Origin of the sequence: Synechococcus sp. 'PEA 65AY6A-5F PE A', assembly GCF_047462575.1 — a bacterium.
Classification (GTDB): Bacteria; Cyanobacteriota; Cyanobacteriia; order Thermostichales; family Thermostichaceae; genus Thermostichus.
Genome location: NZ_JAOALE010000002.1, coordinates 135,200 through 155,547, shown reverse-complemented (window position 1 = coordinate 155,547; position 20,348 = coordinate 135,200). Strand labels below are relative to the sequence as shown.

Annotated in this window: 23 protein-coding genes, 2 tRNA genes and 1 other RNA gene; 19 read left to right on the top strand and 7 right to left on the bottom strand. The window is 60.2% G+C overall.

The window, feature by feature from the left end; all coding sequences use genetic code 11:
* On the bottom strand, positions 1–240 hold a 240-nt coding region (locus tag GG26_RS01570; protein WP_414388572.1), incomplete at its 3' end, for a hypothetical protein.
* A gap of 195 nt (positions 241–435) precedes the next feature.
* Between GG26_RS01570 and GG26_RS01565 the strand changes: the two genes are divergently transcribed.
* The 6 genes from GG26_RS01565 to GG26_RS01540 all read left to right on the top strand — a co-directional run bounded on the left by GG26_RS01565 (position 436) and on the right by GG26_RS01540 (position 7,485).
* Entirely contained in the window at positions 436–2,295 is a 1,860-nt protein-coding gene (locus GG26_RS01565) for an NAD(P)H-quinone oxidoreductase subunit F (RefSeq protein ID WP_011430435.1), read from the top strand.
* Positions 2,296–2,308: 13 nt separating this feature from the next.
* Positions 2,309–3,826: an NADH-quinone oxidoreductase subunit M gene (locus GG26_RS01560; RefSeq protein WP_414388570.1), complete on the top strand. Its 1,518-nt coding sequence runs from the start codon at positions 2,309–2,311 to the stop codon at positions 3,824–3,826.
* Positions 3,827–3,879: 53 nt separating this feature from the next.
* Positions 3,880–5,139, top strand: coding sequence for a CO2 hydration protein (locus GG26_RS01555; RefSeq protein ID WP_011430437.1), 1,260 nt, complete (start codon positions 3,880–3,882; stop codon positions 5,137–5,139).
* A 272-nt stretch (positions 5,140–5,411) separates the two neighbouring features.
* Positions 5,412–5,483 (top strand) — tRNA-Cys (locus GG26_RS01550).
* Positions 5,484–5,513: 30 nt separating this feature from the next.
* Complete coding sequence (locus GG26_RS01545; protein ID WP_414388568.1) at positions 5,514–6,674, top strand: pyridoxal-phosphate-dependent aminotransferase family protein; 1,161 nt, start codon at positions 5,514–5,516, stop codon at positions 6,672–6,674.
* Between the two features lie 142 nt (positions 6,675–6,816).
* Positions 6,817–7,485 (top strand): PHP domain-containing protein, encoded by a 669-nt coding sequence (locus tag GG26_RS01540; RefSeq protein WP_011430439.1) that lies wholly within the window; start codon positions 6,817–6,819, stop codon positions 7,483–7,485.
* Between the two features lie 18 nt (positions 7,486–7,503).
* Here the strand turns inward: GG26_RS01540 and GG26_RS01535 are convergent, their stop codons facing one another.
* Positions 7,504–8,553: a potassium channel family protein gene (locus GG26_RS01535; RefSeq protein ID WP_011430440.1), complete on the bottom strand. Its 1,050-nt coding sequence runs from the start codon at positions 8,551–8,553 to the stop codon at positions 7,504–7,506.
* Positions 8,554–8,641: 88 nt separating this feature from the next.
* Between GG26_RS01535 and GG26_RS01530 the strand changes: the two genes are divergently transcribed.
* The gene (locus GG26_RS01530; RefSeq protein ID WP_011430441.1) at positions 8,642–8,854 is read left to right on the top strand and encodes a DUF2997 domain-containing protein; all 213 of its coding nucleotides are present in this window, start codon (positions 8,642–8,644) and stop codon (positions 8,852–8,854) included.
* A 39-nt stretch (positions 8,855–8,893) separates the two neighbouring features.
* Here the strand turns inward: GG26_RS01530 and GG26_RS01525 are convergent, their stop codons facing one another.
* The 3 genes from GG26_RS01525 to GG26_RS01515 all read right to left on the bottom strand — a co-directional run bounded on the left by GG26_RS01525 (position 8,894) and on the right by GG26_RS01515 (position 10,943).
* Complete coding sequence (locus tag GG26_RS01525; protein ID WP_011430442.1) at positions 8,894–9,124, bottom strand: hypothetical protein; 231 nt, start codon at positions 9,122–9,124, stop codon at positions 8,894–8,896.
* Positions 9,125–9,275: 151 nt separating this feature from the next.
* The gene (petE, locus tag GG26_RS01520; RefSeq protein WP_011430443.1) at positions 9,276–9,686 is read right to left on the bottom strand and encodes a plastocyanin; all 411 of its coding nucleotides are present in this window, start codon (positions 9,684–9,686) and stop codon (positions 9,276–9,278) included.
* 1,089 nt (positions 9,687–10,775) lie between these two features.
* Entirely contained in the window at positions 10,776–10,943 is a 168-nt protein-coding gene (locus GG26_RS01515; RefSeq protein WP_011430444.1) for a hypothetical protein, read from the bottom strand.
* Between the two features lie 402 nt (positions 10,944–11,345).
* Here GG26_RS01515 and GG26_RS01510 point away from each other — a divergent pair, with 402 nt between their 5' ends.
* The 12 genes from GG26_RS01510 to GG26_RS01455 all read left to right on the top strand — a co-directional run bounded on the left by GG26_RS01510 (position 11,346) and on the right by GG26_RS01455 (position 19,420).
* Positions 11,346–11,732 carry a hypothetical protein gene (locus GG26_RS01510; protein ID WP_011430445.1) on the top strand — a complete coding sequence of 129 codons (387 nt, stop codon included), beginning with the start codon at positions 11,346–11,348 and terminating at the stop codon, positions 11,730–11,732.
* Between the two features lie 54 nt (positions 11,733–11,786).
* Positions 11,787–12,005: an NAD(P)H-quinone oxidoreductase subunit O gene (gene ndhO, locus GG26_RS01505; RefSeq protein ID WP_011430446.1), complete on the top strand. Its 219-nt coding sequence runs from the start codon at positions 11,787–11,789 to the stop codon at positions 12,003–12,005.
* A gap of 42 nt (positions 12,006–12,047) precedes the next feature.
* Complete coding sequence (locus GG26_RS01500; protein ID WP_011430447.1) at positions 12,048–12,887, top strand: cell division protein FtsQ/DivIB; 840 nt, start codon at positions 12,048–12,050, stop codon at positions 12,885–12,887.
* Positions 12,888–12,908: 21 nt separating this feature from the next.
* A complete protein-coding gene (locus GG26_RS01495; protein ID WP_011430448.1) occupies positions 12,909–13,634 on the top strand; it encodes an energy-coupling factor ABC transporter ATP-binding protein in 726 nt (241 codons plus the stop codon).
* Between the two features lie 531 nt (positions 13,635–14,165).
* Complete coding sequence (locus tag GG26_RS01490; protein WP_414388560.1) at positions 14,166–14,474, top strand: carbon dioxide-concentrating mechanism protein CcmK; 309 nt, start codon at positions 14,166–14,168, stop codon at positions 14,472–14,474.
* Positions 14,475–14,565: 91 nt separating this feature from the next.
* Positions 14,566–14,907 (top strand): carbon dioxide-concentrating mechanism protein CcmK, encoded by a 342-nt coding sequence (locus tag GG26_RS01485; RefSeq protein WP_011430451.1) that lies wholly within the window; start codon positions 14,566–14,568, stop codon positions 14,905–14,907.
* Entirely contained in the window at positions 14,908–15,207 is a 300-nt protein-coding gene (locus tag GG26_RS01480) for a EutN/CcmL family microcompartment protein (RefSeq protein ID WP_011430452.1), read from the top strand.
* Between the two features lie 48 nt (positions 15,208–15,255).
* Complete coding sequence (locus tag GG26_RS01475) at positions 15,256–17,220, top strand: ribulose bisphosphate carboxylase small subunit (RefSeq protein ID WP_414388557.1); 1,965 nt, start codon at positions 15,256–15,258, stop codon at positions 17,218–17,220.
* A 62-nt stretch (positions 17,221–17,282) separates the two neighbouring features.
* The gene (locus GG26_RS01470; RefSeq protein WP_414388555.1) at positions 17,283–17,990 is read left to right on the top strand and encodes a hypothetical protein; all 708 of its coding nucleotides are present in this window, start codon (positions 17,283–17,285) and stop codon (positions 17,988–17,990) included.
* 31 nt (positions 17,991–18,021) lie between these two features.
* Positions 18,022–18,738, top strand: a complete 717-nt coding sequence (locus GG26_RS01465) for a BMC domain-containing protein (RefSeq protein ID WP_099812055.1) — start codon at positions 18,022–18,024, stop codon at positions 18,736–18,738.
* Positions 18,739–18,867: 129 nt separating this feature from the next.
* Positions 18,868–18,965: signal recognition particle sRNA small type (gene ffs / locus GG26_RS01460), an RNA gene on the top strand.
* A 41-nt stretch (positions 18,966–19,006) separates the two neighbouring features.
* Positions 19,007–19,420 carry a hypothetical protein gene (locus GG26_RS01455; protein WP_011430456.1) on the top strand — a complete coding sequence of 138 codons (414 nt, stop codon included), beginning with the start codon at positions 19,007–19,009 and terminating at the stop codon, positions 19,418–19,420.
* A 261-nt stretch (positions 19,421–19,681) separates the two neighbouring features.
* Here the strand turns inward: GG26_RS01455 and GG26_RS01450 are convergent.
* A tRNA-Trp gene (locus GG26_RS01450) sits at positions 19,682–19,754 on the bottom strand.
* Positions 19,755–19,816: 62 nt separating this feature from the next.
* Positions 19,817–20,200, bottom strand: coding sequence for a 50S ribosomal protein L19 (gene rplS / locus GG26_RS01445; RefSeq protein ID WP_011430457.1), 384 nt, complete (start codon positions 20,198–20,200; stop codon positions 19,817–19,819).
* Positions 20,201–20,348 lie beyond the last annotated feature (148 nt).

Here is a 20,348-nt window from a genome sequence, read left to right as displayed (position 1 = left end):
ATCCTCCAGCCCGCCAAGCTGCGCTGTGGCGGGAGTACCCCAGAGGTTCTGATGGCGGGGATCCAACTGCAGCCACCAGGGGGATCCCCAAGCTTCCACCTCGTGCCACACCTCGGCTTGCAGGCGATAGTCCTGGCTGTGGTCAGGAGGGCTGCCCAGCCTAAAGAGGAGAATCAATCGGTGAGGGGTCTCACTCCCCCTGGCGCCAATCCGCGATAGCCCCAGCCGGGGTCTGGGCAAGGTATTCGGAGCGCCGCCATTTTCTGTCCAAAAGAACCGGGAGCTCAAAGAATCTAAGGGCGCCGCCTGCTTGCCTAGGCAGAGGCAGAAGCTGTGTCCAAGTGGGGAGAGACGCTGCCGCTGGAAAACTCCTAATATTATATTGGACTGTAGCTGTTCATTAAAAAATGCTTAACTACTTGTTGCAAGCAGCAGATGGCGGGTTTTGAAGACTGGGCAATTGGGCCAGAGAGCGCCTGGTGTCTCCCCTTTTATGGCTGGGTAGGGACAGCGCTGGCTCTTCCTTGGGCCGCTGGCTGGATCAAGCGCAGTGGCCCACGTCCGGCAGCCTACCTCAATATCCTGCTGACCTTTGCGGCCCTTGCTCATAGCTTTTGGCTGTTGCGACAAGTTTGGGGTCGGGATCCCCAGCTCCTGAACTACCTCTGGTTTCGGGTGGCCGATTTGGACTTGTCCCTGGCTTTGGAGGTCTCGCCTCTGACGCTGGGGGCGGTGGTCTGGGTAAGCGGCTTGAGCTTGCTGGCCCAGATCTACGCCCTGGGGTACCTGGACAAGGATTGGGGGTTGGGCCGCTTTGCCGCCCTGATGGGCTTTTTTGAGGGGGGGATGACGGGGATCGCCCTCAGCGATTCGCTGTTTCTCAGCTACGCGCTGCTGGAGATGCTCACGCTTTCCACCTACTTATTGGTGGGCTTTTGGTACGCCCAGCCGCTGGTGGTCACGGCGGCGCGGGATGCTTTTCTCACCAAACGGGTGGGAGACCTGCTGCTGTTGATGGGGGTGGTGGCGGTTTCCAATTTCTCCGGCTCCTTGACCTTTTCCGGCCTGCGCGATTGGGCGGCTACGGCCAGCTTGGATCCAACTTGGGCGGCCTTGATGGGGTTGGCTTTGATTGCCGGGCCGCTGGGCAAGTGCGCCCAGTTCCCGCTGCACCTGTGGCTGGATGAGGCCATGGAGGCGCCCAACCCGGCTTCGATCCTGCGCAACTCGGCAGTGGTGGCCGCTGGAGCTTTTGTCCTCATCAAGCTGCAGCCAGTCTTGGCCCTCTCCCCTTTCACGGATGGGGTGCTGGTGGCCATCGGCACCATCACAGCCGTAGGGGGATCCCTGGTGGCCTTGGCGCAAATCGATCTCAAGCGCACCTTCTCCTATTCCACCAGCGCCTACCTGGGCCTGGTGTTTGGGGCGGTGGGGACGGGGCAGCCGGATTTGGCGCTGGAGCTGCTGCTGCTGCACGGCCTGGCCAAGGCGCTGCTGTTTATGGGGGTGGGATCCCTCATCTACACCACTTCTACCCAAGATCTGACGGAGCTGGGGGGCCTAGGGGGCCGCATGCCGGCTACGGTGGCCGCCTTTGCTGTGGGATCCCTGGGGATGGTGGCCCTGTTGCCCCTGGGGTGCTTTTGGATCCTAATCCGCCTGGCGCTGGTGTACAGCGCCCTGCAGCCGGCCCTGTTGGGGGTGTTGCTGCTGATGAATGGGCTGACGGCTTTGAACCTGGCGCGGGTGTTTGGCCTGGTCTTCTTGGGATCCCCGCAGCCCAAGACGCGCCGTGCCCCTGAGGTGGGCTGGCCGATGGCCCTGCCCATGGTCATTCTGACGGTGCAGAACCTGCTCATGCCCTGGCTGTTTTGGCGCTGGGGGCTTTATCCCGGTTGGATCCCAGAGCTGCAGCAGATGGCGGCTCTGCTGGCGGCCTCGGGTTTGCTGGGGGCCGGTGTTGGTGCTTGGCTGTACTGGGGGGGCCGGCGGCGGCTGCGCCTACCCTGGCCGGAGCTGCAGGATCTGTTGGCGCAGGATTTCTACACCGGGCAGCTCTACCAGGCTTTGGTGGTGCAGCCGGTCGGCGCCCTTTCCCGCGGACTGGAGTGGCTGGATCGCAACGGGGTGGATGGCCTGGTGAACGGAGTGAGCCTGGCTTTTTGGTTTAGCGGCGAAGCCCTCAAGTACACCCTGTCGGGGCGGATGCAGCTCTACGTGTTGCTCATTGTCATCGGGGTCGTGGTGGTTACCGCTTGGCTGCTGCGCTCGCCCCTGGTGGGATTGGCCTATTGAGACGGGAGGAACCATGCTCAGCCTTCTAATCGGGATCCCCCTATTGGGTGGCCTGCTGGTGGGGCTGATCCCCGAGCAAGCGGGGAAGGGCCGGCACCGAAGTTTGGCCTTGGGCTTCGGCCTGGCTTGGTTGGGGCTGAGCTTGGGGCTGCTGCTGCAGTTTGATCCCCAAGCGCAAGGGATCCAGATGGCCGAACAGATGGCCTGGATCCCGCAGTTGGGCCTGGTTTACGAGCTGGGGGTGGACGGGATCTCCCTGCCGCTAGTGGTGATGACCGGCTTGCTGGTATTGATTGCCCTCTGGGCCAGCGGCCCGGTGGAGCGGCCCCGCCTCTACTACAGCTTGGTGTTGCTGCTAGCAGCCGCCATTGTGGGGGCTTTTCTGGCCCAGAACTTGCTGCTGTTTTTCTTGTTCTACGAAGTCGAGCTAATTCCCCTTTATCTGCTGATTGCCATCTGGGGCGGGCCGCGGCGCACCTATGCCGCCACCAAGTTTTTGGTCTACACCGCCCTCTCGGGGGTGCTTCTGCTGATTGGCTTTTTCGGCCTCAGTTGGCTGAGCGACGCCCACAGTTTTACCTACACCGTTTTGCAGGCCCACCCCTTGCCGCTGCTGCCCCAGATTCTCATCCTCATTCCCATCCTGCTGGGGCTGGCCATCAAGATCCCCTTGGTGCCCTTCCACACCTGGCTGCCGGACGCCCACGTGGAGGCTTCCACCCCCATTTCTGTGCTCTTGGCGGGGCTCTTGCTCAAGTTGGGCACCTATGGCCTGGTGCGCTTTGGCCTGCAGCTTTTGCCCGATGCCTGGGAGCAAGCCGGGCCGTGGCTGGCCAGTTGGGCGGTGGCCAATGTGCTGTATGGATCCCTGAACGCCTTGGTGCAGCAAGACATGAAAAAGCTGGTGGCCTACAGCTCCATTGCCCACATGGGCTACATTCTCCTGGGCACGGCGGCGGCCACCCCCCTCTCCTTGGTGGGATCCGTCTTCCAGATGGTGAGCCATGGGCTGATTTCCTCGCTGCTGTTTTTGCTGGTGGGTGCTGTCTACGCCAACACCGGCACGCGGGATCTCAAGCGGCTGCGGGGATTGCTCAACCCGGAACGCGGCCTGCCACTTGTTGGCAGCTTGATGGTGTTGGGGGTGATGGCCAGCGGCGGCACGCCCGGCCTGGTGGGCTTTATTGCCGAGTTCACCCTCTTTCGGGGCAGCTTCCCCGTCTTCCCCCTGCAGACGTTGCTGTGCATGGTGGGGACGGGATTGACGGCGGCCTACTTTTTGCTGATGGTGAACCGCGTCTTTTTCGGGCGCCTCTCGGAAGTGGCCATTGCCATGCAACGACGCGCCACGGGAGAACGCCTGCCTGCTGTAGTTTTGGCCTCGCTGGTGGTGGTGCTTGGCCTCCAGCCTGCCTGGGCAACCCACTGGGTGGAGTCCACCGCCGCCCATTTGGCCAAGCCGGCGGCCCTCAATCTTGCCGAAGCAGGCGGGCCGACCACTGCTTTCGAGCCTGGGTTCTCTTCGTTGTGACGATTTAGTGATACGACTGAGTTTTTGTTGTTGTCTCAACCCCTCCTTCTCCCATGACGGCCACCCTTGTTCCCGCTCCTTCCTGTTTCTTTCTGGCTGGCTTAGATCCTCTAGAGCAACGGCGACTGGCTCCCATCGTCCAACGCCTAGAAGCAGGGGGAGCCCTTGTGCCGGATTCTTCCAGCAACCGGCTGGAGGTCATCGGCATCCTCCACAGCTACGGCCAGGTGCTGGATGCCTACTCCCAGAATTTGATCTTCATAGCCGACCACCAATTTTTGGAGCTCTTCCCAGTTTTTAAGTACTTCAACGGCGAAATCACCCTGGGCAAATGGCTGCGCTACCTCTGGCATGACCGCATCAACTACGAGTTTGCCGAATACTGCATGAAAGCCATGCTCTGGCATGGAGGGGGAGGCCTCGATCGCTATCTGGATACTCCCGAATTTGTCGAGCGGGCCAAGGTGGCCATCCGGGCCAAGTTCCGCTTCAACCCCCTTCTGCAGGGCCTCAACTTCCTCTGCCCCGACTTTGCGCTGGAACAGGTGCGCATGCTGGCCATGTACAGCGGCCTGGGCCAGTTCTGGCGGGTGATGAGCGATATCTTCCTGGCCTTGGCCAAGCGCCGCGAGAGCGAACCGCAGCTCACGCTTCCCGACGTAGTAGCCCACATTCAGCAGGGGTTGGTGGCAGCTGCCAACAAGCCCATCACCTACGCCCCCTGCATCTGGGGCCGCCGCTACGAGATCATCCCCCTGTCGGCGGGGCTGACCTTCCTGCCCGATACGGCCCTGCCCTACGTGGAAGCTGTGTTTTTCCGCTCCTTTCCCTTCATGGGCACCGTCTCCTACAATGCCCAGGCCCACCAGATCCCGGCCGAGCAGGCGGACTTCGCCTACGGCGCTTTGTATGCCGATCCGCTGCCGGTGGGGAGCGCCGGGATCCCCCCTACTCTCTTGATGCAGGATATGATGCGCCACCTGCCTGGCTATTTGCGGGAGCACTACCGCCGCCAGCCGCGCGGGGAAGATGACCTGCGGGTGAAAATCTGCCTCAGCTTCCAAAAGGCCATGTTCTGTGTTACCACCGCCGCCCTGCGGGCCCTTGCCCCCTTTCCTCTGGAAACCCAGGATCCCCAGCAGCAGTTGGCCAATCGCGAGTTTCTCGCCCCCTGGCTGCAGCGGCTGCTGGGATCCCGCCTGCTGAGGGTACAAGAAGAAGTTGACACTCCCACCCAGCGGATTCTTACGCAGCCCAAGATGGACTCGCGAAGGCGCTGTCAAGACGCCCCTAGACAGTCCTTTGAGGCATAACCTCAAAGTTCTGCTTACTTCGGACTTAAGTTCCTCCAGGTTAGTTATTGCCGCGCGGGTTTTGCACCGCAGTAGGTTGTTTTCCTGGAGAAGCTCTGTACTAACTATGAAGCAACTAAAGTGGCTCAAGGGCTTTTTCGCCCCGCACTCAAGTACGGGGCTACCAAGCTATTGTCGATGCCTAGCGAACCCGAGCGCTGTTGCCGTTGGCTGCAGCAAGTGGAAGCGGGATCCCATTTTCGGATACAATGTTTTCTCCGATTGAGGAGTAGGGTGGCGTAGCCAAGTGGTAAGGCAGAGGTCTGCAAAACCTCTATGCGCCAGTTCGAATCTGGCCGCCACCTCTCAAACCTGACATCCCCAGCGGGACCCGCATGAAAGACAAGTTGATGTTGATGATCCCCGGCCCCACTCCCGTTCCCGAGAGTGCGCTGCTGGCCATGGCGCGGGGGCCCATCGAGCACCGCAGCCAAGAGTTCAGCGCCATTCTGGAAGAGGTGACGGAGGGGTTGCGCTGGCTGCACCAGACCACCTCCGATGTGTTTGTCTTTGCCTGCAGCGGCACCGGGGCCATGGAAGCCGGGATCCTCAACACCCTCAGCCCCGGGGAGCAGGTCTTGGTGGGGGTCAACGGCAAGTTTGGCGAGCGCTGGGCCGAGATGTCGGAGCAGTTTGGCCTGCAGTGCGAGCGGATAGAGACCCCCTGGGGCGTGCCCTATCCTGTCGAAGTCTTCCAAGAAAAGCTGGCCGCCGACCGGGAGAAGACCATCAAGGCGGTCATCCTCACCCACTCGGAAACCTCCAGCGGCGTAGCCAACGATGTGCAGGCCATCGCGGCTGCTGCCCGCGAGCACGGAGAAGCCCTGGTGATTGTGGATGCGGTCACCAGTTTGGGGGCCATGCCGGTGCCTATGGACGAGTGGGGCCTAGACGTGGTGGCCTCCGGATCCCAGAAAGGCTACATGATCCCGCCCGGGCTGGGGTTTGTGGCGGTGAGCCCGCGGGCCATGGCTGCTGCCGAGCGCTCTCGCTTTCCCAAGTACTACTGGAGCTTTAAACTGGCCCAAAAAGCCCTGCGCCAGGGCACCACTCCCTTTACGCCCGCGGTGAACCTGTTTTATGCCCTGCAGGTAACCCTGCGCCTGATGCGGGCCGAAGGGTTGGAAGCCATCTGCCGCCGCCACGCCCGTTTGGCCCAGGCCACCCGCGCCGGCGTCAAGGCCCTGGGGCTGAAGCTTTTGGTCAACCCGGAGTCGGCAGCCAGCCCCTCGGTAACTGCTGTGCTGGCGCCTGAAGGGATCAACGCCGATACCCTCCGCAGCACCCTGAAGAAACGCTTCGACATCGCCCTTGCTGCCGGTCAAGACCACCTCAAGGGCAAGATCTTCCGCATCGGCCATCTGGGCTTTGTGAGCGACCGCGACATTCTCACCACGCTGGCTGCCCTGGAGTCGACCCTGCACACGCTGGGTTATGGCGACTTCCCTCCTGGAGCGGCCATCAAGGCGGCCGAGGAGATCTTGGCAAGCCCCTAGGGATCCCTTGCCCATTCTGTAGTTCTTGACACCTGGCGCCCCTCCCTTGCCCTGGCTAGAATGGGTGAGCGTTCTTAACAAAAGATAAAATTCCAGAGTCGACTGCTCTGGAGAGCTATCTGTTCCCAACCCAAGGGTTGACATGCTGGTTAGTTTGCAACGGGATCCCTGTCAAACTGCCTCGGCGGCGGAGCTGCGGCGGGTGCTGCAGGGGATCGGCCCTCTCTCCTGCCCGCTGCAGTACAACTTTCACCTGCACACCTGCTGCTCCGATGGGCGCATGGATCCGGCAGACTTGGCGGAGCAGGCGCGCCGGCACGGCCTCAAGGGCCTGGCCATCACCGATCACCACACCCTGAAGGGCTACGAGCAAGCGCAAGCCTATCTGGATCGCCCCGAGGACCCCCTGCTATGGACGGGGATCGAGATTACAGCCAACCTGCTGGGCTGCGAGGTGCATATTCTTGGCTACGGCTTCGATCCGGCGGATCCTGTTTTGGATCCCTACATCCAGGGGGAGCAAGTTCCCGGCCTGCCCGCCGCTGAGGCCATTGGGGCCATTCAAGCAGCAGGCGGCCTGGCGGTGTTGGCCCATCCCTTTCGCTACTGGCTGCCTGCGGAAGAGCTGGTGCCGGCAGCCGTGGAGTTGGGCCTGGATGGCCTTGAGGTCTACTACGCCTACAAAAACCCCGACATTTGGGCTCCCAGCCCAGAGGAGGCGGCGATTGGGGAAAAGCTGGCAGAGACCTACGGACTTTTGAAAACCTGCGGCACCGACTCCCACGGCCCCAGCATCCTCAGGCGTATCTAGCCGACTTGTCCAGCCCATCTAGGGGCGGGGATAGAGCAACTGGCCCAGGCGGCGCAACTGCTCGGCCGTGCCCATACACAGCAGCAGATCCCCCGGTTGCAACAGGGTGTCACCGCTGGGGCCGCCAATCAGCTGGCCATCGGCTCGCCGAATTGCCACCACCAACGCGCCGGATCGCGCCCTTAGATTGGCTTTCCCCAGGGTCTGGCCAACATAGGGGCATTCTTGCGCCGCCAGCTCGTACTCTTCCAAGTAAAAAGTGCGATCTCGACCCGACAGGATCCCATCCACAAAGTCCACCACGCGGGGGCGCAGGGCAGCCGCTGCCATCCGTTTTCCACCGGTGATGAAGGGAGAGATGGCGTGGGCAACGCCCGCTCGCTGCAGCTTTTGCAAAGCCTCTTCCGTGTTGGCGCGGGCAATGGTGCGGATACGAGGGTTGAGGGTGCGGGCCGACAGCACCACATAGAGGTTTTCGGCATCGCTGGAGAGGGCGGCAATCAACCCCTCGGCCTGCTGCACCCGCGCCGCCAGCAAGGTGGCATCGAGAGTGCTGTCTCCCTGGAGAGCGACATATCCCAGCTCTTGGGCCACCTGAATTGCCTCGGCCGATTGATCGATCACCAAAAAGGGCACCCCCTCTGCCTGAAACTCCTGGGCCACCTGTCGCCCAATGCGCCCAAAACCGCAGACGATGTAGTGGTTGTTCAGCGCTTCCATCTGTTTCTTCCACTTCCGCTGCCGGATCCCTTCCTGAAAATGCCCCTGGATGAGGGCCTCTGTAAAGCGGTTCACCATGAACCCGATGCTCAAGACCCCCATCAGGATCAAGGCCACCGTGAACAAGCGCCCCCGATCCCCCAGCGGCTGCACCTCCATGAAGCCCACAGTAGTTAGGGTGATAACGCTCATGTAAAAAGCTTCCACCCAAGGCCATTGCTCCACCCCGTGGTACCAAAGGGTGCCGATCAGGACAACGCCCAGCAGCGCCCCTACTCCCAAACTCAGATCCCGCTGGATACCGGGATCCCTTTTGGCAGGAGGAAACGGGGGACGAGCAGAAGCCATACGGCCCAGCCAGATCGAGCGGGGAAAAAGCGAGAACTACAATGGGTAGGAGAAAGTCAGTTGTTGAGCAGCAGCGAGTGGAGTGCAGATGCCCGAGTACATCAAGGTGGAATATCGGATCGACAAAAAAGGACAGGTGACCGAGACCGTATTGAACGGATCTGGCTCCAGTTGTACTCTAGCCACGGCAGAGCTAGAAGCAGCCCTTGGAACGGTGCAAGAACGAAAGCTGTTGCCGGAGTTTCATCAGCCAGCAGAAGCCGAGATAGAATCACAAGTTTCTTTACAGCAAACCCGCTGACTCCATCCCCTTCCCCCCAGTTTTCCCGTATCTACCTGCCTACTTTCGCTTCTTGCCCCCCTTGCCGGCAGCGCCGCTGGCTCGTGCCGCCCCAACTGCCGATTGAAACAGCCAAACCGCCAAGGGAGCAGCGACGATCAAGATAATGCTGGTGGGGCCGACGCCAAAGTCCGGCTCACCGGAAGCCAACTCGAAAATCGAACCCACAGCGGCAATGGCACTGATGCAGGAAACGGCCAGGAGCAGGTAGCCTTTAACACTGGTGGTCATGGGGAACCTGTCTAACGTCTATTCGCGAAAAAGCCCCCCCACTCTCGAGAGGGCTACTTTCTATGCTACGGGCAGGGATCCCATGCCAGCAAGCCAGAGCCGGAATCTCCCTCTTAAAAAGCAACCAGAGAAGTGGAATTGGAGCGCCAGCCTAGCCCTTGACGATGATCTTGCCGACCATGCCAGCCCCCCGGTGGGGAGTGCAGTAGTAGGTGTACTCACCCAGAGGGACATCGACAAAGGCCGATTCCACCACTTGGTTGGGAGCAGTGAGCAGGGCCTTGTGGGACAGCTTGGCTGCCAGGGCCGCATCGCCACCAGGTACCTTGTCAAAGACAACGTTGTGAGGATAGACCTTGTTGTTGACCCACCGAACAGTATCTCCCTGATTGATGGTGAGGGTGGGGGGATCATAAATGAGCTGGGCCTTGTCAGAGCCCATCTTGACCGTGTAGGTTTCAGCAGCAGCAGGGTTGGACAAGAAAGCTACCGCAGCCACCCCGACTACGAGAGCGAGGAGGATGCGCTGCAGACGCTTCGCTAGGTTAAAAATGAACAACATGGATTCCTCTCAAAACGTAACGGCCGTCGCCCCCGCCTCTGCGGCTGGGCCCCCCCTTTCCAAGTTGTAAAGGAAAGGCACCCAGTCCAGCAGGGACGTTCAACTCCTATCTTAGGATCTTAAGGCGGAACAGGAACACCCATTCCCTTGCTAGAGCGAGGGGCTGTTCCAGACGGCAAGGCCACAGGGAGGGATCGGGCGACGAGATTGCCTCGAGCCTCTACCTTTCTCGTTGCCTGATACATTTACGCTGAACTCTCCTGAACATGGTTCAGGAAAGAAGCGATCGCATCCTGCCTATCTCTGAGCAGGAAGGCGGTATCCCGCAAAGCCCTGAGGAATACCCCCCGAGCGCTTTCCCCCTTCACTTCCCGGCAACCGTTGCGGTGGACTCAAGGATCAGGGGGAAACTTGGTCTACTATATCCCTCTCAATGACTTTTGCCAAACCGCCTAAAGCTCAGTAAATTCAGCAAAGTTCAGGGTTTTGGGGGTTAGAGGCATGCTCTCACCGCAAGGCGGCGATCCTTCGCCCGTGGGATCTCGGAGAGAAAACCGGCCATCTCTGAAAAACTGGGAGTGCCTTGCCGGCCAAAATCCGTAGGGTCGCCGATGCGGGAGAGGGACAAGCCGCTCTAGTCTTTAAGCAAAGAACGATGCGGTATTTCTTTTGCTGTTCTCCAATTACTTTCCAAGTCGCGTATAAGATATCAACCCGCTGAACAAAATTGAGAGCTTGCTTAAGATGAACAGCCGGTATTCGTCCATCGCCAGCCCGAGCAAGGCCTCTACCAGGATTTTAGAATCGGCGGAGCAAAAGCAAAACATTCAAATCTTGGCTCGCTGCATCGGCACAGCCTTGAATTTAGGCAGTCCGCTCAGGGTTGCCATACATTACACCTCGCAGGCAGAGGGGTAACGCTTGCTCCCCAACGCCTGCCAGGTAATTTCGCTCGCACTTCTGGAGATGATCTCAGAAGCTTCTTGAGCCTAAAGGGTTTCGCAGAGGAAGGGATCCCAAAAGTTTTTGGGCCCTCTCCGTAAGACGGGCATCCGGAGTGCCGCCTGTAATTATTTAGGGATCCCGAGGCTAGTGCTGAACAATTCCCTGAACCATAGCGTCGCTCAGGTAAGCCAATGCCTTCAAATCGGCCTCGTCAAAACACCGATCGCACAACAGGCGGTAGATTAGGCTCTCGTGTTCTGAGGTAAAGTGGCGAGTTTGCAAGACTTCTTCAACGATGGATCGAATGGTCATAGTTTGCCCCTCCTGGGATCGGGCTTAACACTGCTTGCCCATACTGATTGTGAAGAGTCAAGCCATAGCTCAAAAAGGGAGCCAACACGGATTTTCCAGCAAAAAAACTGTACATTGGCCAGTCATTGGGATCCCCAAACTTACTAAAGAGCCGTGACTGAGGATGTGCTCGCTGCCCTTGGCCAGACTACTTGCCTAGGGTCGAAGGTCCTCCCCTGGCAGAGCCTCCGAGAGTTGAACATGTGGCCGAGAAAGCCGTCCTGCAGCCAGGGAGCATGTTATCCTGAGTTGGCTTAACATGATTTCATAGCCGGGCTCAGCCGTCACCTTTCTAGCTGCGGCTGGCTGACCCGACGTCTAGGGATCCGGCTCAACTTTCTTCGCATTGCAGGCAAGACACCAATGGTGGGCATCTTCAGGCGCTTTTTCGGCTCTCGTGGTCAGGCAGATTCCAAACCTTCATCAGGGACGGCTGCTCAGCCGGCCAAAAAGAAAGACAACACCTTCTTTCTCGACCCAGATGAGGCCAAAACCCTTGGCAACATCGAATACATGCGCACTCCTAGGATCGTGAAGCACACCTTCCAGGATTTCGGCTCTACGGAGAAGGTGGAGGTGGTGGAGCAGGTTTCTTCCCTAAGCAAAGTTAAGTTGGCCGTAGAACAGGCCAAAGCCCCTGAGCAAAGCTCTTCCACCTCAAACAGCAGCAGTGGAGCAGGCTCACGCCGCCAGGGGGGATCTGACATGGACATGTTTCGCAACATGGCCCGCAGCCTGAAGCGCAAGTAGGCTGGACCCGGCTTATTGGCGGCACAGGATACAACGGCTATCGAAGGAGGGGCAATGGCGATTAAGCGAGGCACTTTGGTGCGGGCCATCCGCGAGAAACTGCAAGGCAGCCTGGAAGCCCAGGCCAGCGACCCTTTGATTCCCAACTACGTCTTCGAAACTCCTGGAGAAGTGGTGGATATCAAGGACGACTACCTCCAGATTAAGTTTGGGGCTGTTCCCACCCCTCCAATTTGGCTGCGGGCGGATCAGGTCGAGGAGATCGCGAGTTGAATAGGAGCATGGAATGCTCCCCTTTGGCTTGAGGGAGGGCTAATGGTACCTCTGGCTTCTCCCACGCGCGACCAACTTCTGCAACGCAGGCGACTTTTGCGTCAGCAACGGCGCAAGCGCTTTTGGCAGGGATCCTGGCGCTTGGCCAGCTCGATGGGCGTTCTGACGCTGCTGGTGTTGGGCCTGCAGCAGCCCTACTGGCAAATTCGCCGGCCGGAGCAAATTCAGGTAAAGGGCAGCTACTGGGTCGACCCCGACTGGATCCGGGAGCAACTGCCTCTGACCTATCCAATGAACCTCTGGCAGGTGCAGCCGGCTGTGTTGGAAAGAGCCTTGCTGGCATCCCCGGCCCGCCCTTCTCCCATCGAAAGCGTCCAGGTACAGCGGCGGCTGCTGCCGGTGGGGGTGATCGTCCAGGTGCGGGAACGGCAACTGGTCGCGCGCGCCCGTCGGGGCGACCAGACAGGCTGGGTGGATCGGCAAGGCCATTGGCTGCCCCCCGATCCCTTTCGACGCCACAGCGGATCCTCCCTTTCCTGGCCTGAGCTGGAGTTGCTGGGCTGGGAGAACCACGCGCCCGAGCAATGGGCCTTGTTGCTCGAAGCCCTGCAACAGGCTGAGATCCAGATCGAGACCGTAGATTGGCAGTCGGGAGAGGGAATCACGCTCCACACTGAGCTGGGCAACGTCTATCTGGGGCCGATTTCTGACCGCCTGCCTCTGCAAATTCAAACCCTCAACCAAATGCGGGATCTGCGCCGCCACTGCGAGTGTACACCCGACGAAATTCTCCAGATCGACCTGACCAGCCCCAGCGTACCCACCCTGCAGCTCACCCCTGCCGCCACCCAGAAGCGCTGGAAGCATTGGGAGCAGCGCTAGCCCTGGGATGAGCTTGCTGCCATGAACACAGCGCCGGCGGTGGAGGTCAAACAGTTGTGGGTCGCCTATCCCGGTTGTCCGCCGGTGCTGCAAGGGCTGGATCTACGGGTTGAGGCCGGGCAGCGCCTAGGAATCATTGGCCCCAATGGCGCCGGCAAAACCACCCTGTTCCTGGCCCTCGCTGGCCTGTTGCCCCCCTGTTCCGGCCAGATCACTTTGTTTGGGCAGCCGCTCCAGCCTGGCCAGTTTCGCCCTGAGGTGGGGCTGGTGTTTCAGGATCCCGACGATCAACTGTTTGCCGCCTCGGTGGCCGAGGATGTAGCCTTTGGGCCGCGCAACCTGGGACGTTCTGAGACAGAGGTCGCGGCTGTGGTCCAAGCAACCCTGGCGATGACCGGCACCCTGAATTTGGCCAACTGTCCCCCCCATCATCTCTCCGGCGGTGAAAAACGCATGGTCGCGATCGCCGGGATCCTGGCAATGCAGCCGCAGTTGGTACTCTACGATGAGCCGACTGCCAACCTGGATCTGCGCGCCCGTCGCCGGCTAATCGCCTTTTTGTTGCAAGCAACGCACACCTTTCTGCTCGCTTCCCACGATCTGGAACTGATCCTGGAAGTGTGCGATCGGGTGATCCTCTTAGATCAAGGCCGGATTTGCGCCCAGGGATCCCCGGCCCATCTGATGAGCCAACCCGACCTCATGGAAGCCCATGACTTGGAAGTGCCCCCCTCGCTGCGCCGATAACGGCAAAAGCTGAAAAGATGTCAAGAATTATTTTTGAGTTGATAACAATTTTGTCTCTCTTAATAAAAAGCTATCGTGCTAATTAAAAATATTGATTTTCGTCCAGGATTGAATGGGGATATCATTTTGTTGAGTCGGGGGATCCCTTCTCTGGGGCGTCCTCGTCGATTTTGTATGATCGATTTTGTGCAAGAAAGATGGGGACTTGGCCTGGAGTTGGCAGCTTTGCCCGCCTGAGCGACAGTTGTGGTTAACCCGGATGGCTCCCACAACCTTTTCTGGCCTCCGTCTGATTGAGTCTGAGGTCGGGGGTTGGGCACGGCCTTCTCTCCAGGGGGAGGTCTGTGGTGGCTGGAGTAGGTGTTGCCGAGAAGAGCTGTCCACTGAGGGTTGGGCAGAGGATCTCTTGGATGAGTTCGAGGGAAATTGCAGGATCGAACCCAATAGGCGAGATCAATTTGGAGATCGATTGGCCTTATTGCTGGGTTCGGCAACGTTCAGGAACTGAGTGTTCAAAAGTGGAGAGTTGATATGCCTATTGCAGTCGGAATGATCGAAACCCGCGGGTTCCCGGCAGTGGTGGAAGCTGCCGACGCCATGGTAAAGGCCGCGCGCGTCACCCTGGTGGGTTATGAAAAAATCAGCAGCGGGCGCGTCACCGTGATCGTACGGGGCGATGTCTCCGAGGTGCAGGCCTCGGTGGCCGCTGGCTTGGAGTCTGCCAAACGGGTGAGTGGGGGCGAGATCCTCTCCCACCACATCATCGCCCGTCCCCACGAAAACCTGGAGTTTGTGCTGCCCATCCGCTACACGGAGGCAGTGGAGCAGTTTCGTACCTAACTGAGTAGTTGCACTTAGCCTGGAATTGACCCGATCCAGAAAATCTGGACAGGTTCCAACCCCCTCCACAATTTCAGCGTAAGGAGTCCCTATGGCTATTGCAGTCGGAATGATCGAAACCCTGGGCTTCCCGGCAGTGGTGGAAGCTGCCGACGCCATGGTAAAGGCCGCGCGCGTCACCCTGGTGGGTTATGAAAAAATCAGCAGCGGGCGCGTCACCGTGATCGTACGGGGCGATGTCTCCGAGGTGCAGGCCTCGGTGGCCGCCGGGATCGAGTCGGTGAAGCGGGTCAATGGCGGCCAGTTGCTCTCCTGGCACATCATCGCCCGTCCCCACGAAAACCTAGAGTACGTGTTGCCCATTCGCTACACCGAGGATGTGGCTCAGTTCCGCGAAGGGGTCAACGCCATCCGTCCCTTCACCCGTCCCTAGATGCGTATCGCGATTGTGCGGGGCACTGTTACCAGCACCCAGAAGGATCCCAGCCTGACAGGCGTGAAGTTTCTGGTGGTGCAGTATGTCGATCTCGAGGGCCGACCGCAGCCCGACTACGCTGTAGCTGCCGATCCGGTGGGGGCCGGCGCCGAGGAGTGGGTGCTGGTCAGCCAGGGCAGCGCAGCTCGCCAGCCGCAGGGAAACGAAACCCGTCCGCTGGATGCAGTGGTGATGGCGATCATCGATACCGTCAGCATCGGCGGTCGCTCCCTCTACAACAAGCGCGACCAACGCTAGCTGGGATCCCTCCTTCCTCTCTCTGACGTGTTCTAGAGGCTCACGGTTATGCCTGCTCACACCTATGCTGCGCCGCCAACGCCCTGGTCTCGCCGCCTGGCGGAGCCGACCATCCATCCCTCTGCCTACGTGCATTCCTTTTCCAATCTCATCGGGGATGTGCGCGTGGGCGCCCAGGTGCTGATTGCCCCAGGAACTTCCATCCGTGCGGATGAGGGCTCTCCCTTCTACATTGGCGACGGCTCCAACGTCCAGGATGGGGTGGTAATCCACGGCCTGGAGCAAGGGCGGGTCATTGGGGAAGATGGCCAACCCTACTCCGTGTGGATTGGCAAGAACACCTCCATTGCCCACATGGCCTTGATCCACGGGCCAGCCTATGTGGGCAACAACTGCTTTATCGGCTTCCGCTCCACGGTGTTCAACGCGCGGGTGGGGGATGGCTGCATCGTCATGTTGCACTGCTTGATCCAGGATGTGGAGATCCCGCCGGGCAAGTATGTGCCCTCCGGCTCCATCATCACCACGCAAGCTGAGGCGGATCGGCTGCCCGATGTGCAGGATAGCGATGCCAAGTTTGCCCAACATGTGATCGGCATCAACCAGGCTCTGCTGGAAGGCTATCACTGCAGCGAAAACCTGGTCTGTATTGCTCCCATTCGCAACGAACTTCTGCGGTCGCGCACCTCTAACCCAACGGCTACGGAGACGGCATCCATGACTCATTCCTCCTCTCGCGCCGACGGCCGGAACGGCGGCGGATCCCTTCTCAAGCCGGAGGTGGTGGAGCAAGTTCGCGCCCTGTTGGCCCAAGGCTATCGGGTAGGGCTGGAATATGCCGATGCCCGCCGCTTCCGTACCTCTTCCTGGCAGAGCGAAAGCCCGATCACCAGCACCCGCGAGGCCGAGGTCATGCAATCGCTGGGGGCTATTTTGGCGGAGCACCGCGGCGAATACGTGCGCCTGTTGGGGATCGACCCCAAGGCGAAACGACGGGTGTTGGAGCAGATCATCCAAACCCCGGAGGGGCCGGCGACCGTTTCTGGATCCCCCAGCCACGTCTCGGTTACGGCCCCAGGTTCCGGTGCAGCCAATCCGCGCCCTGACGCCAGCTTGGAGGAGGAGATCCGGGCGCTATTGGCGCAGGGGTATCGCGTCGGCCTGGAGGTGGCCGATGTCCGCCGCTACCGCACCTCTTCCTGGCAGACTTTGGGCAATTGGAGCGGCTCGGCCCAAGAGATCCTGGCGGCTGTGCAGGCGGCCTTGGCCGAACATACGGGAGAGTATGTGCGCCTGCTGGGAATCGATCCCAAGGCCAAACGGCGGGTGCTGGAGAAGGTGATTCAAACGCCCCAGATGAGCAGCAGCGGCGGGACAGCCTCGCCCCCAGAGGGGGGCAAGCTGGGAGGGAGCGCTGCTGGCCTCGACCTGGAGTTACAGGAAGAGGTACATCGGCTGCTGGCCCAGGGCTATCGCATCGGCTACGAATATGCTGACGAGCGCCGCTTCAAAACCTCCTCTTGGCAGACCGGGCCGACCATTCGCGCCAGCCGCGGGCCGGAGGTGTTGGCCGAGCTGACGGCTGCTTTGGCGGAGCACCAAGGCCACTACGTGCGCCTGTTGGGGATCGATCCCAAGGGGAAAAAGCGGGTTTACGAGCGCGTCATTCAAACCCCCGGCGGCAAGTCGCCTGCCCCTGCAGCCCAGGGATCCCCGGCGGCTACTCCTGTTTCCACCGTTCCTGCCAGCACCCGACTCAGCAGCGAGGTGGTGGCACAGGTGCAGCAATTGCTCAGCCAGGGCTACCGCATCGGCACCGAACATGCGGACAAGCGGCGTTTTCGCACCTCCTCTTGGCAGAGCTGCAGCCCTATCGAGGCCACCCAGCTGCCCCAGGTGGTGGCGGCTCTGGAAGCCTGCCTGGAGGAGCATCGCGGCGAGTATGTGCGCCTGCTGGGCATCGACCCCAAAGCCAAACGACGGGTGCTGGAGCAGATCATCCAAACCCCTTGAGGGATCCGCCTGTTCTCTGATCACTGTCGGTTCAAGGTTGGTTTTGATCCGACCTCCTAGCGATGAGGAGCACCTTGGCTTTGCCTCTGCCCACCTCTACAACGCTGCGCTCCTGGCCCAGCCAGAACGGCGAAACTCGCTACTATGTCAGTGGCGAGGTGCAGGTGGAGGCAGGGGCAGGCATTGCAGCGGGAGTGCTGTTGCGGGCCAACCCCGGCTGTCGCATCGAGATCGGGCGAGGCGTCTGTATTGGCATGGGATCCATCCTGCACGCCTGCGGGGGATCCCTCGTCGTGGAGGCGGGGGCCACCTTGGGAATGGGGGTGCTGGTGATCGGGCAGGGCACCATCGGCAAAAACGCCTGTATCGGCTCGGAAACCACGCTGCTCAACTGTTCAGTGCTCAGCCAGGCGGTGATCCCTCCCCGCTCGCTGGTCGGGGATCCCACCTATCTCAGCAGGCAAGAGGCGGAGGTGGGCATGGCTAGCGAGGCAGAGCCCGTGTCGGCGGCGGCCCCGCAAGAGCCGATAGAACCCCCTGAGGAAACCTTGCCTGAGCCGACCCCTCCCTCTCCCCCCGACTCGCCGCTGGCCCAGGTGGAAAAGCAAACCCGTCGTTGGCAGGAGGCGGCTGAGCAAACCCAAGAGAACTCGAGATCCCCTAAGACCCGCAAGCTAAATGGGATCCCGGGCTATTCGGAGCTGGATCGGCTGCTGGGCAAGATCTATCCTTACCGGCAGATCCTATCCTCTGGGGGTGGCCAGTCTTGAGGGCTACACTGGCATAAAGAAGTAGGGTGCTATGTCCACCTCTTTGGGCCTTATTCAGACACGCAGCTTTCCGGTCATTGTGCGCATTGCCGACGCCATGACCAAGTCGGCGGGGGTGACGCTGATCGGCTTTGAGAAGATCTCAGGAGGCTACTGCACGGCAATCGTACGGGGAGGGATTGCCGATGTGCGCATTGCCATCGAGGAGGGGATCGAGGTGGCCCGCCAGTTTGAGCAAGAGGAGATCTCCAGTTTGGTCATTCCACGGCCTTTGCCTAACTTGGAGGCGGTGCTGCCCGTCAGCAGCAAGCTGTCTCAACTGGCACAAAACCGCGGCTACAGCCGCCTCAGCAACTTGGCCGTGGGCCTGCTGGAAACCCGCGGCTTTCCGGCTATGGTAGGGGCCGCCGACACAATGCTGAAAACGGCGGATGTGCAACTGGCCGCCTACGAGACCATTGGCGACGGCCTGTGTACGGCCATCATTCGGGGCACGGTGGCCAACGTGGCCATCGCCATCGATGCCGGCATGTACGAGGCAGAGCGCATCGGCGAGCTGAACGCGGTGGCTGTGATCCCGCGCCCTCTCGACGAACTGGAGCAGGCTCTGCCGGTGGCCAGTTGTTTCGTTGCCCAACCGGTTACCTTGCCGGTGGCTATTCCCCAAGCCCAGGGACAAGAGGTGCGGCGCAGCGATACCGTTGTGGAGCGGATCCCAGTTTATCTGGAGCCGCCGGAAACCCCTTAGGTTTACCTTGCAAGACGGGAAGGCTCGCGCTGTACTCTGCCCCCTCCCGCCGTCTACAGGGGGAGAAGATCTGAGATCACCTCCAGAAAGCCGAGCGGGGCAGAGAGGAAAAATGTTAGGCTACTGGAAGACCTGGGTCCGTGCAGCTCCGACGCCCAAACCGTGTCAGGATCGGAAGATAGCAGCACTACGGGATGCTCTGAGCAGGCGCGTCAACCCGGGTCGCCCTCTTCCAAGTTTTACCTCTGCCCTGGCAGCGCACACCTGTATGGCCGAGACAGACAACCCCCTCGCCAACTTTGCTCAGAAGGCTTTCTACTTCGGCATGGGTTTGGCCGCGGTGGTGGCAGACAATGCTGCAAAGGTGGCCGGGAGAGCCAACAGCCGTCTGCTGGAGCTGCGCAAGCAGGTCCAGGCTTTGGTGGATGAATTGGTGGAGCGGGGGGCGATGACCGCCGAAGAGGCGCGGGCCTACATGGACGCCATCGCTGCCAACGCCAACCGTAGGGGGGGGGAAAGGTCTGCTGGCGCCCCTCGCAAGATCAACATTGACGACATGGGCGACGCTGAAGACAAGACTGGCACTGCCCTTGAACTTTCGGAAGCTGCCCGTTTGCGCCAACAGATTGCTGAGCTACAGGCAGAGTTGGATCGCATCAAGAAGGAAGCGAGGAAGTCCTAGGTTTGGCCCGGGAAAAGTTGGGATCTCTATCTCTTTAATCCTCGTTCACGGGGAACTGGAAGACTCTCCGCAGCGCCCTCAGCCCGATTGCGAACGGCTGCCGCCGAAGTTCCTTGGCCGCAGCGGCGAGTCTAAACAGGCTCGTCCAATTTTTGTTGGAGCGGTTGGCTTGGATCCCTGACTTCTCTCTGAAAATTGGCAGCTCGGGGCGCTTAAGCTTGAGAATCTACCCCAAGCCACCTCAAAATGCCGAACCGCTGACGCGTCCTGGAGGACTCGAACCCCCGACATCCGGTTTTGGAGACCGACGTTCTACCAACTGAACTAAGGACGCAGGAGTAGTAAAGGGTCAGCCCCTTACCTAGTTTACCTAGTGTAGCAGGTATGCCCAAAGCCTTAGAGGGTTTCTTCTTTAGAATCCGTTTTGGCTTTGATGCGAGTGGCCTTGCCCACTCGGTTTCGCAGATAGAACAGCTTGGCCCGCCGCACCTTGCCACGCCGCAACACCTGGATTGAGTCGATGCGCGGCGAGTGAACTAGGAAGACCCGCTCCACTCCAATTCCCTGGAAAATCTTGCGCACCGTGATGGTGCGGTTGCATCCAGAGTGACGCATAGCAATGACCGTGCCTTCAAAGGCCTGCACCCGCTCTTTGCCGCCCTCTTGAATGCGCACCCCCACCCGTACCTGATCGCCAACATGGATCTCTGGCAGATCCGACTTCATGTGGGCCGCTTCGATGGAGCGGATGATCTCTTCGGCGTTGATGCGAGCGTTCATGGCTTTCCCGCGTTATCGGCAGCTAATCAGTGTAGCAATCCCCCCTTTTTTTGTACAGAGCTTGCCAGCCGTCCGAACCCAATGGCCATGCGGGAAACCGCGTTTGCACCCCCTCTCCTTTTTCAATAGGCTGGATACAGAGAAAGCC

Coding starts and splice junctions, on each gene's coding strand:
- GG26_RS01480 (WP_011430452.1), top strand. CDS start 14,908: ATGCGTATCGCGATTGTGCGGGGCACTGTTACCAGCACCCAGAAGGAT.
- GG26_RS01545 (WP_414388568.1), top strand. CDS start 5,514: ATGAAAGACAAGTTGATGTTGATGATCCCCGGCCCCACTCCCGTTCCC.
- GG26_RS01470 (WP_414388555.1), top strand. CDS start 17,283: ATGAGGAGCACCTTGGCTTTGCCTCTGCCCACCTCTACAACGCTGCGC.
- GG26_RS01555 (WP_011430437.1), top strand. CDS start 3,880: ATGACGGCCACCCTTGTTCCCGCTCCTTCCTGTTTCTTTCTGGCTGGC.
- GG26_RS01560 (WP_414388570.1), top strand. CDS start 2,309: ATGCTCAGCCTTCTAATCGGGATCCCCCTATTGGGTGGCCTGCTGGTG.
- GG26_RS01455 (WP_011430456.1), top strand. CDS start 19,007: ATGGCCGAGACAGACAACCCCCTCGCCAACTTTGCTCAGAAGGCTTTC.
- GG26_RS01465 (WP_099812055.1), top strand. CDS start 18,022: ATGTCCACCTCTTTGGGCCTTATTCAGACACGCAGCTTTCCGGTCATT.
- petE (WP_011430443.1), bottom strand. CDS start 9,686: ATGTTGTTCATTTTTAACCTAGCGAAGCGTCTGCAGCGCATCCTCCTC.
- GG26_RS01565 (WP_011430435.1), top strand. CDS start 436: ATGGCGGGTTTTGAAGACTGGGCAATTGGGCCAGAGAGCGCCTGGTGT.
- GG26_RS01490 (WP_414388560.1), top strand. CDS start 14,166: ATGCCTATTGCAGTCGGAATGATCGAAACCCGCGGGTTCCCGGCAGTG.
- GG26_RS01500 (WP_011430447.1), top strand. CDS start 12,048: ATGGTACCTCTGGCTTCTCCCACGCGCGACCAACTTCTGCAACGCAGG.
- GG26_RS01495 (WP_011430448.1), top strand. CDS start 12,909: ATGAACACAGCGCCGGCGGTGGAGGTCAAACAGTTGTGGGTCGCCTAT.
- GG26_RS01530 (WP_011430441.1), top strand. CDS start 8,642: ATGCCCGAGTACATCAAGGTGGAATATCGGATCGACAAAAAAGGACAG.
- rplS (WP_011430457.1), bottom strand. CDS start 20,200: ATGAACGCTCGCATCAACGCCGAAGAGATCATCCGCTCCATCGAAGCG.
- GG26_RS01525 (WP_011430442.1), bottom strand. CDS start 9,124: ATGACCACCAGTGTTAAAGGCTACCTGCTCCTGGCCGTTTCCTGCATC.
- GG26_RS01475 (WP_414388557.1), top strand. CDS start 15,256: ATGCCTGCTCACACCTATGCTGCGCCGCCAACGCCCTGGTCTCGCCGC.
- GG26_RS01510 (WP_011430445.1), top strand. CDS start 11,346: ATGGTGGGCATCTTCAGGCGCTTTTTCGGCTCTCGTGGTCAGGCAGAT.
- GG26_RS01540 (WP_011430439.1), top strand. CDS start 6,817: ATGCTGGTTAGTTTGCAACGGGATCCCTGTCAAACTGCCTCGGCGGCG.
- GG26_RS01485 (WP_011430451.1), top strand. CDS start 14,566: ATGGCTATTGCAGTCGGAATGATCGAAACCCTGGGCTTCCCGGCAGTG.
- GG26_RS01515 (WP_011430444.1), bottom strand. CDS start 10,943: ATGACCATTCGATCCATCGTTGAAGAAGTCTTGCAAACTCGCCACTTT.
- ndhO (WP_011430446.1), top strand. CDS start 11,787: ATGGCGATTAAGCGAGGCACTTTGGTGCGGGCCATCCGCGAGAAACTG.
- GG26_RS01535 (WP_011430440.1), bottom strand. CDS start 8,553: ATGGCTTCTGCTCGTCCCCCGTTTCCTCCTGCCAAAAGGGATCCCGGT.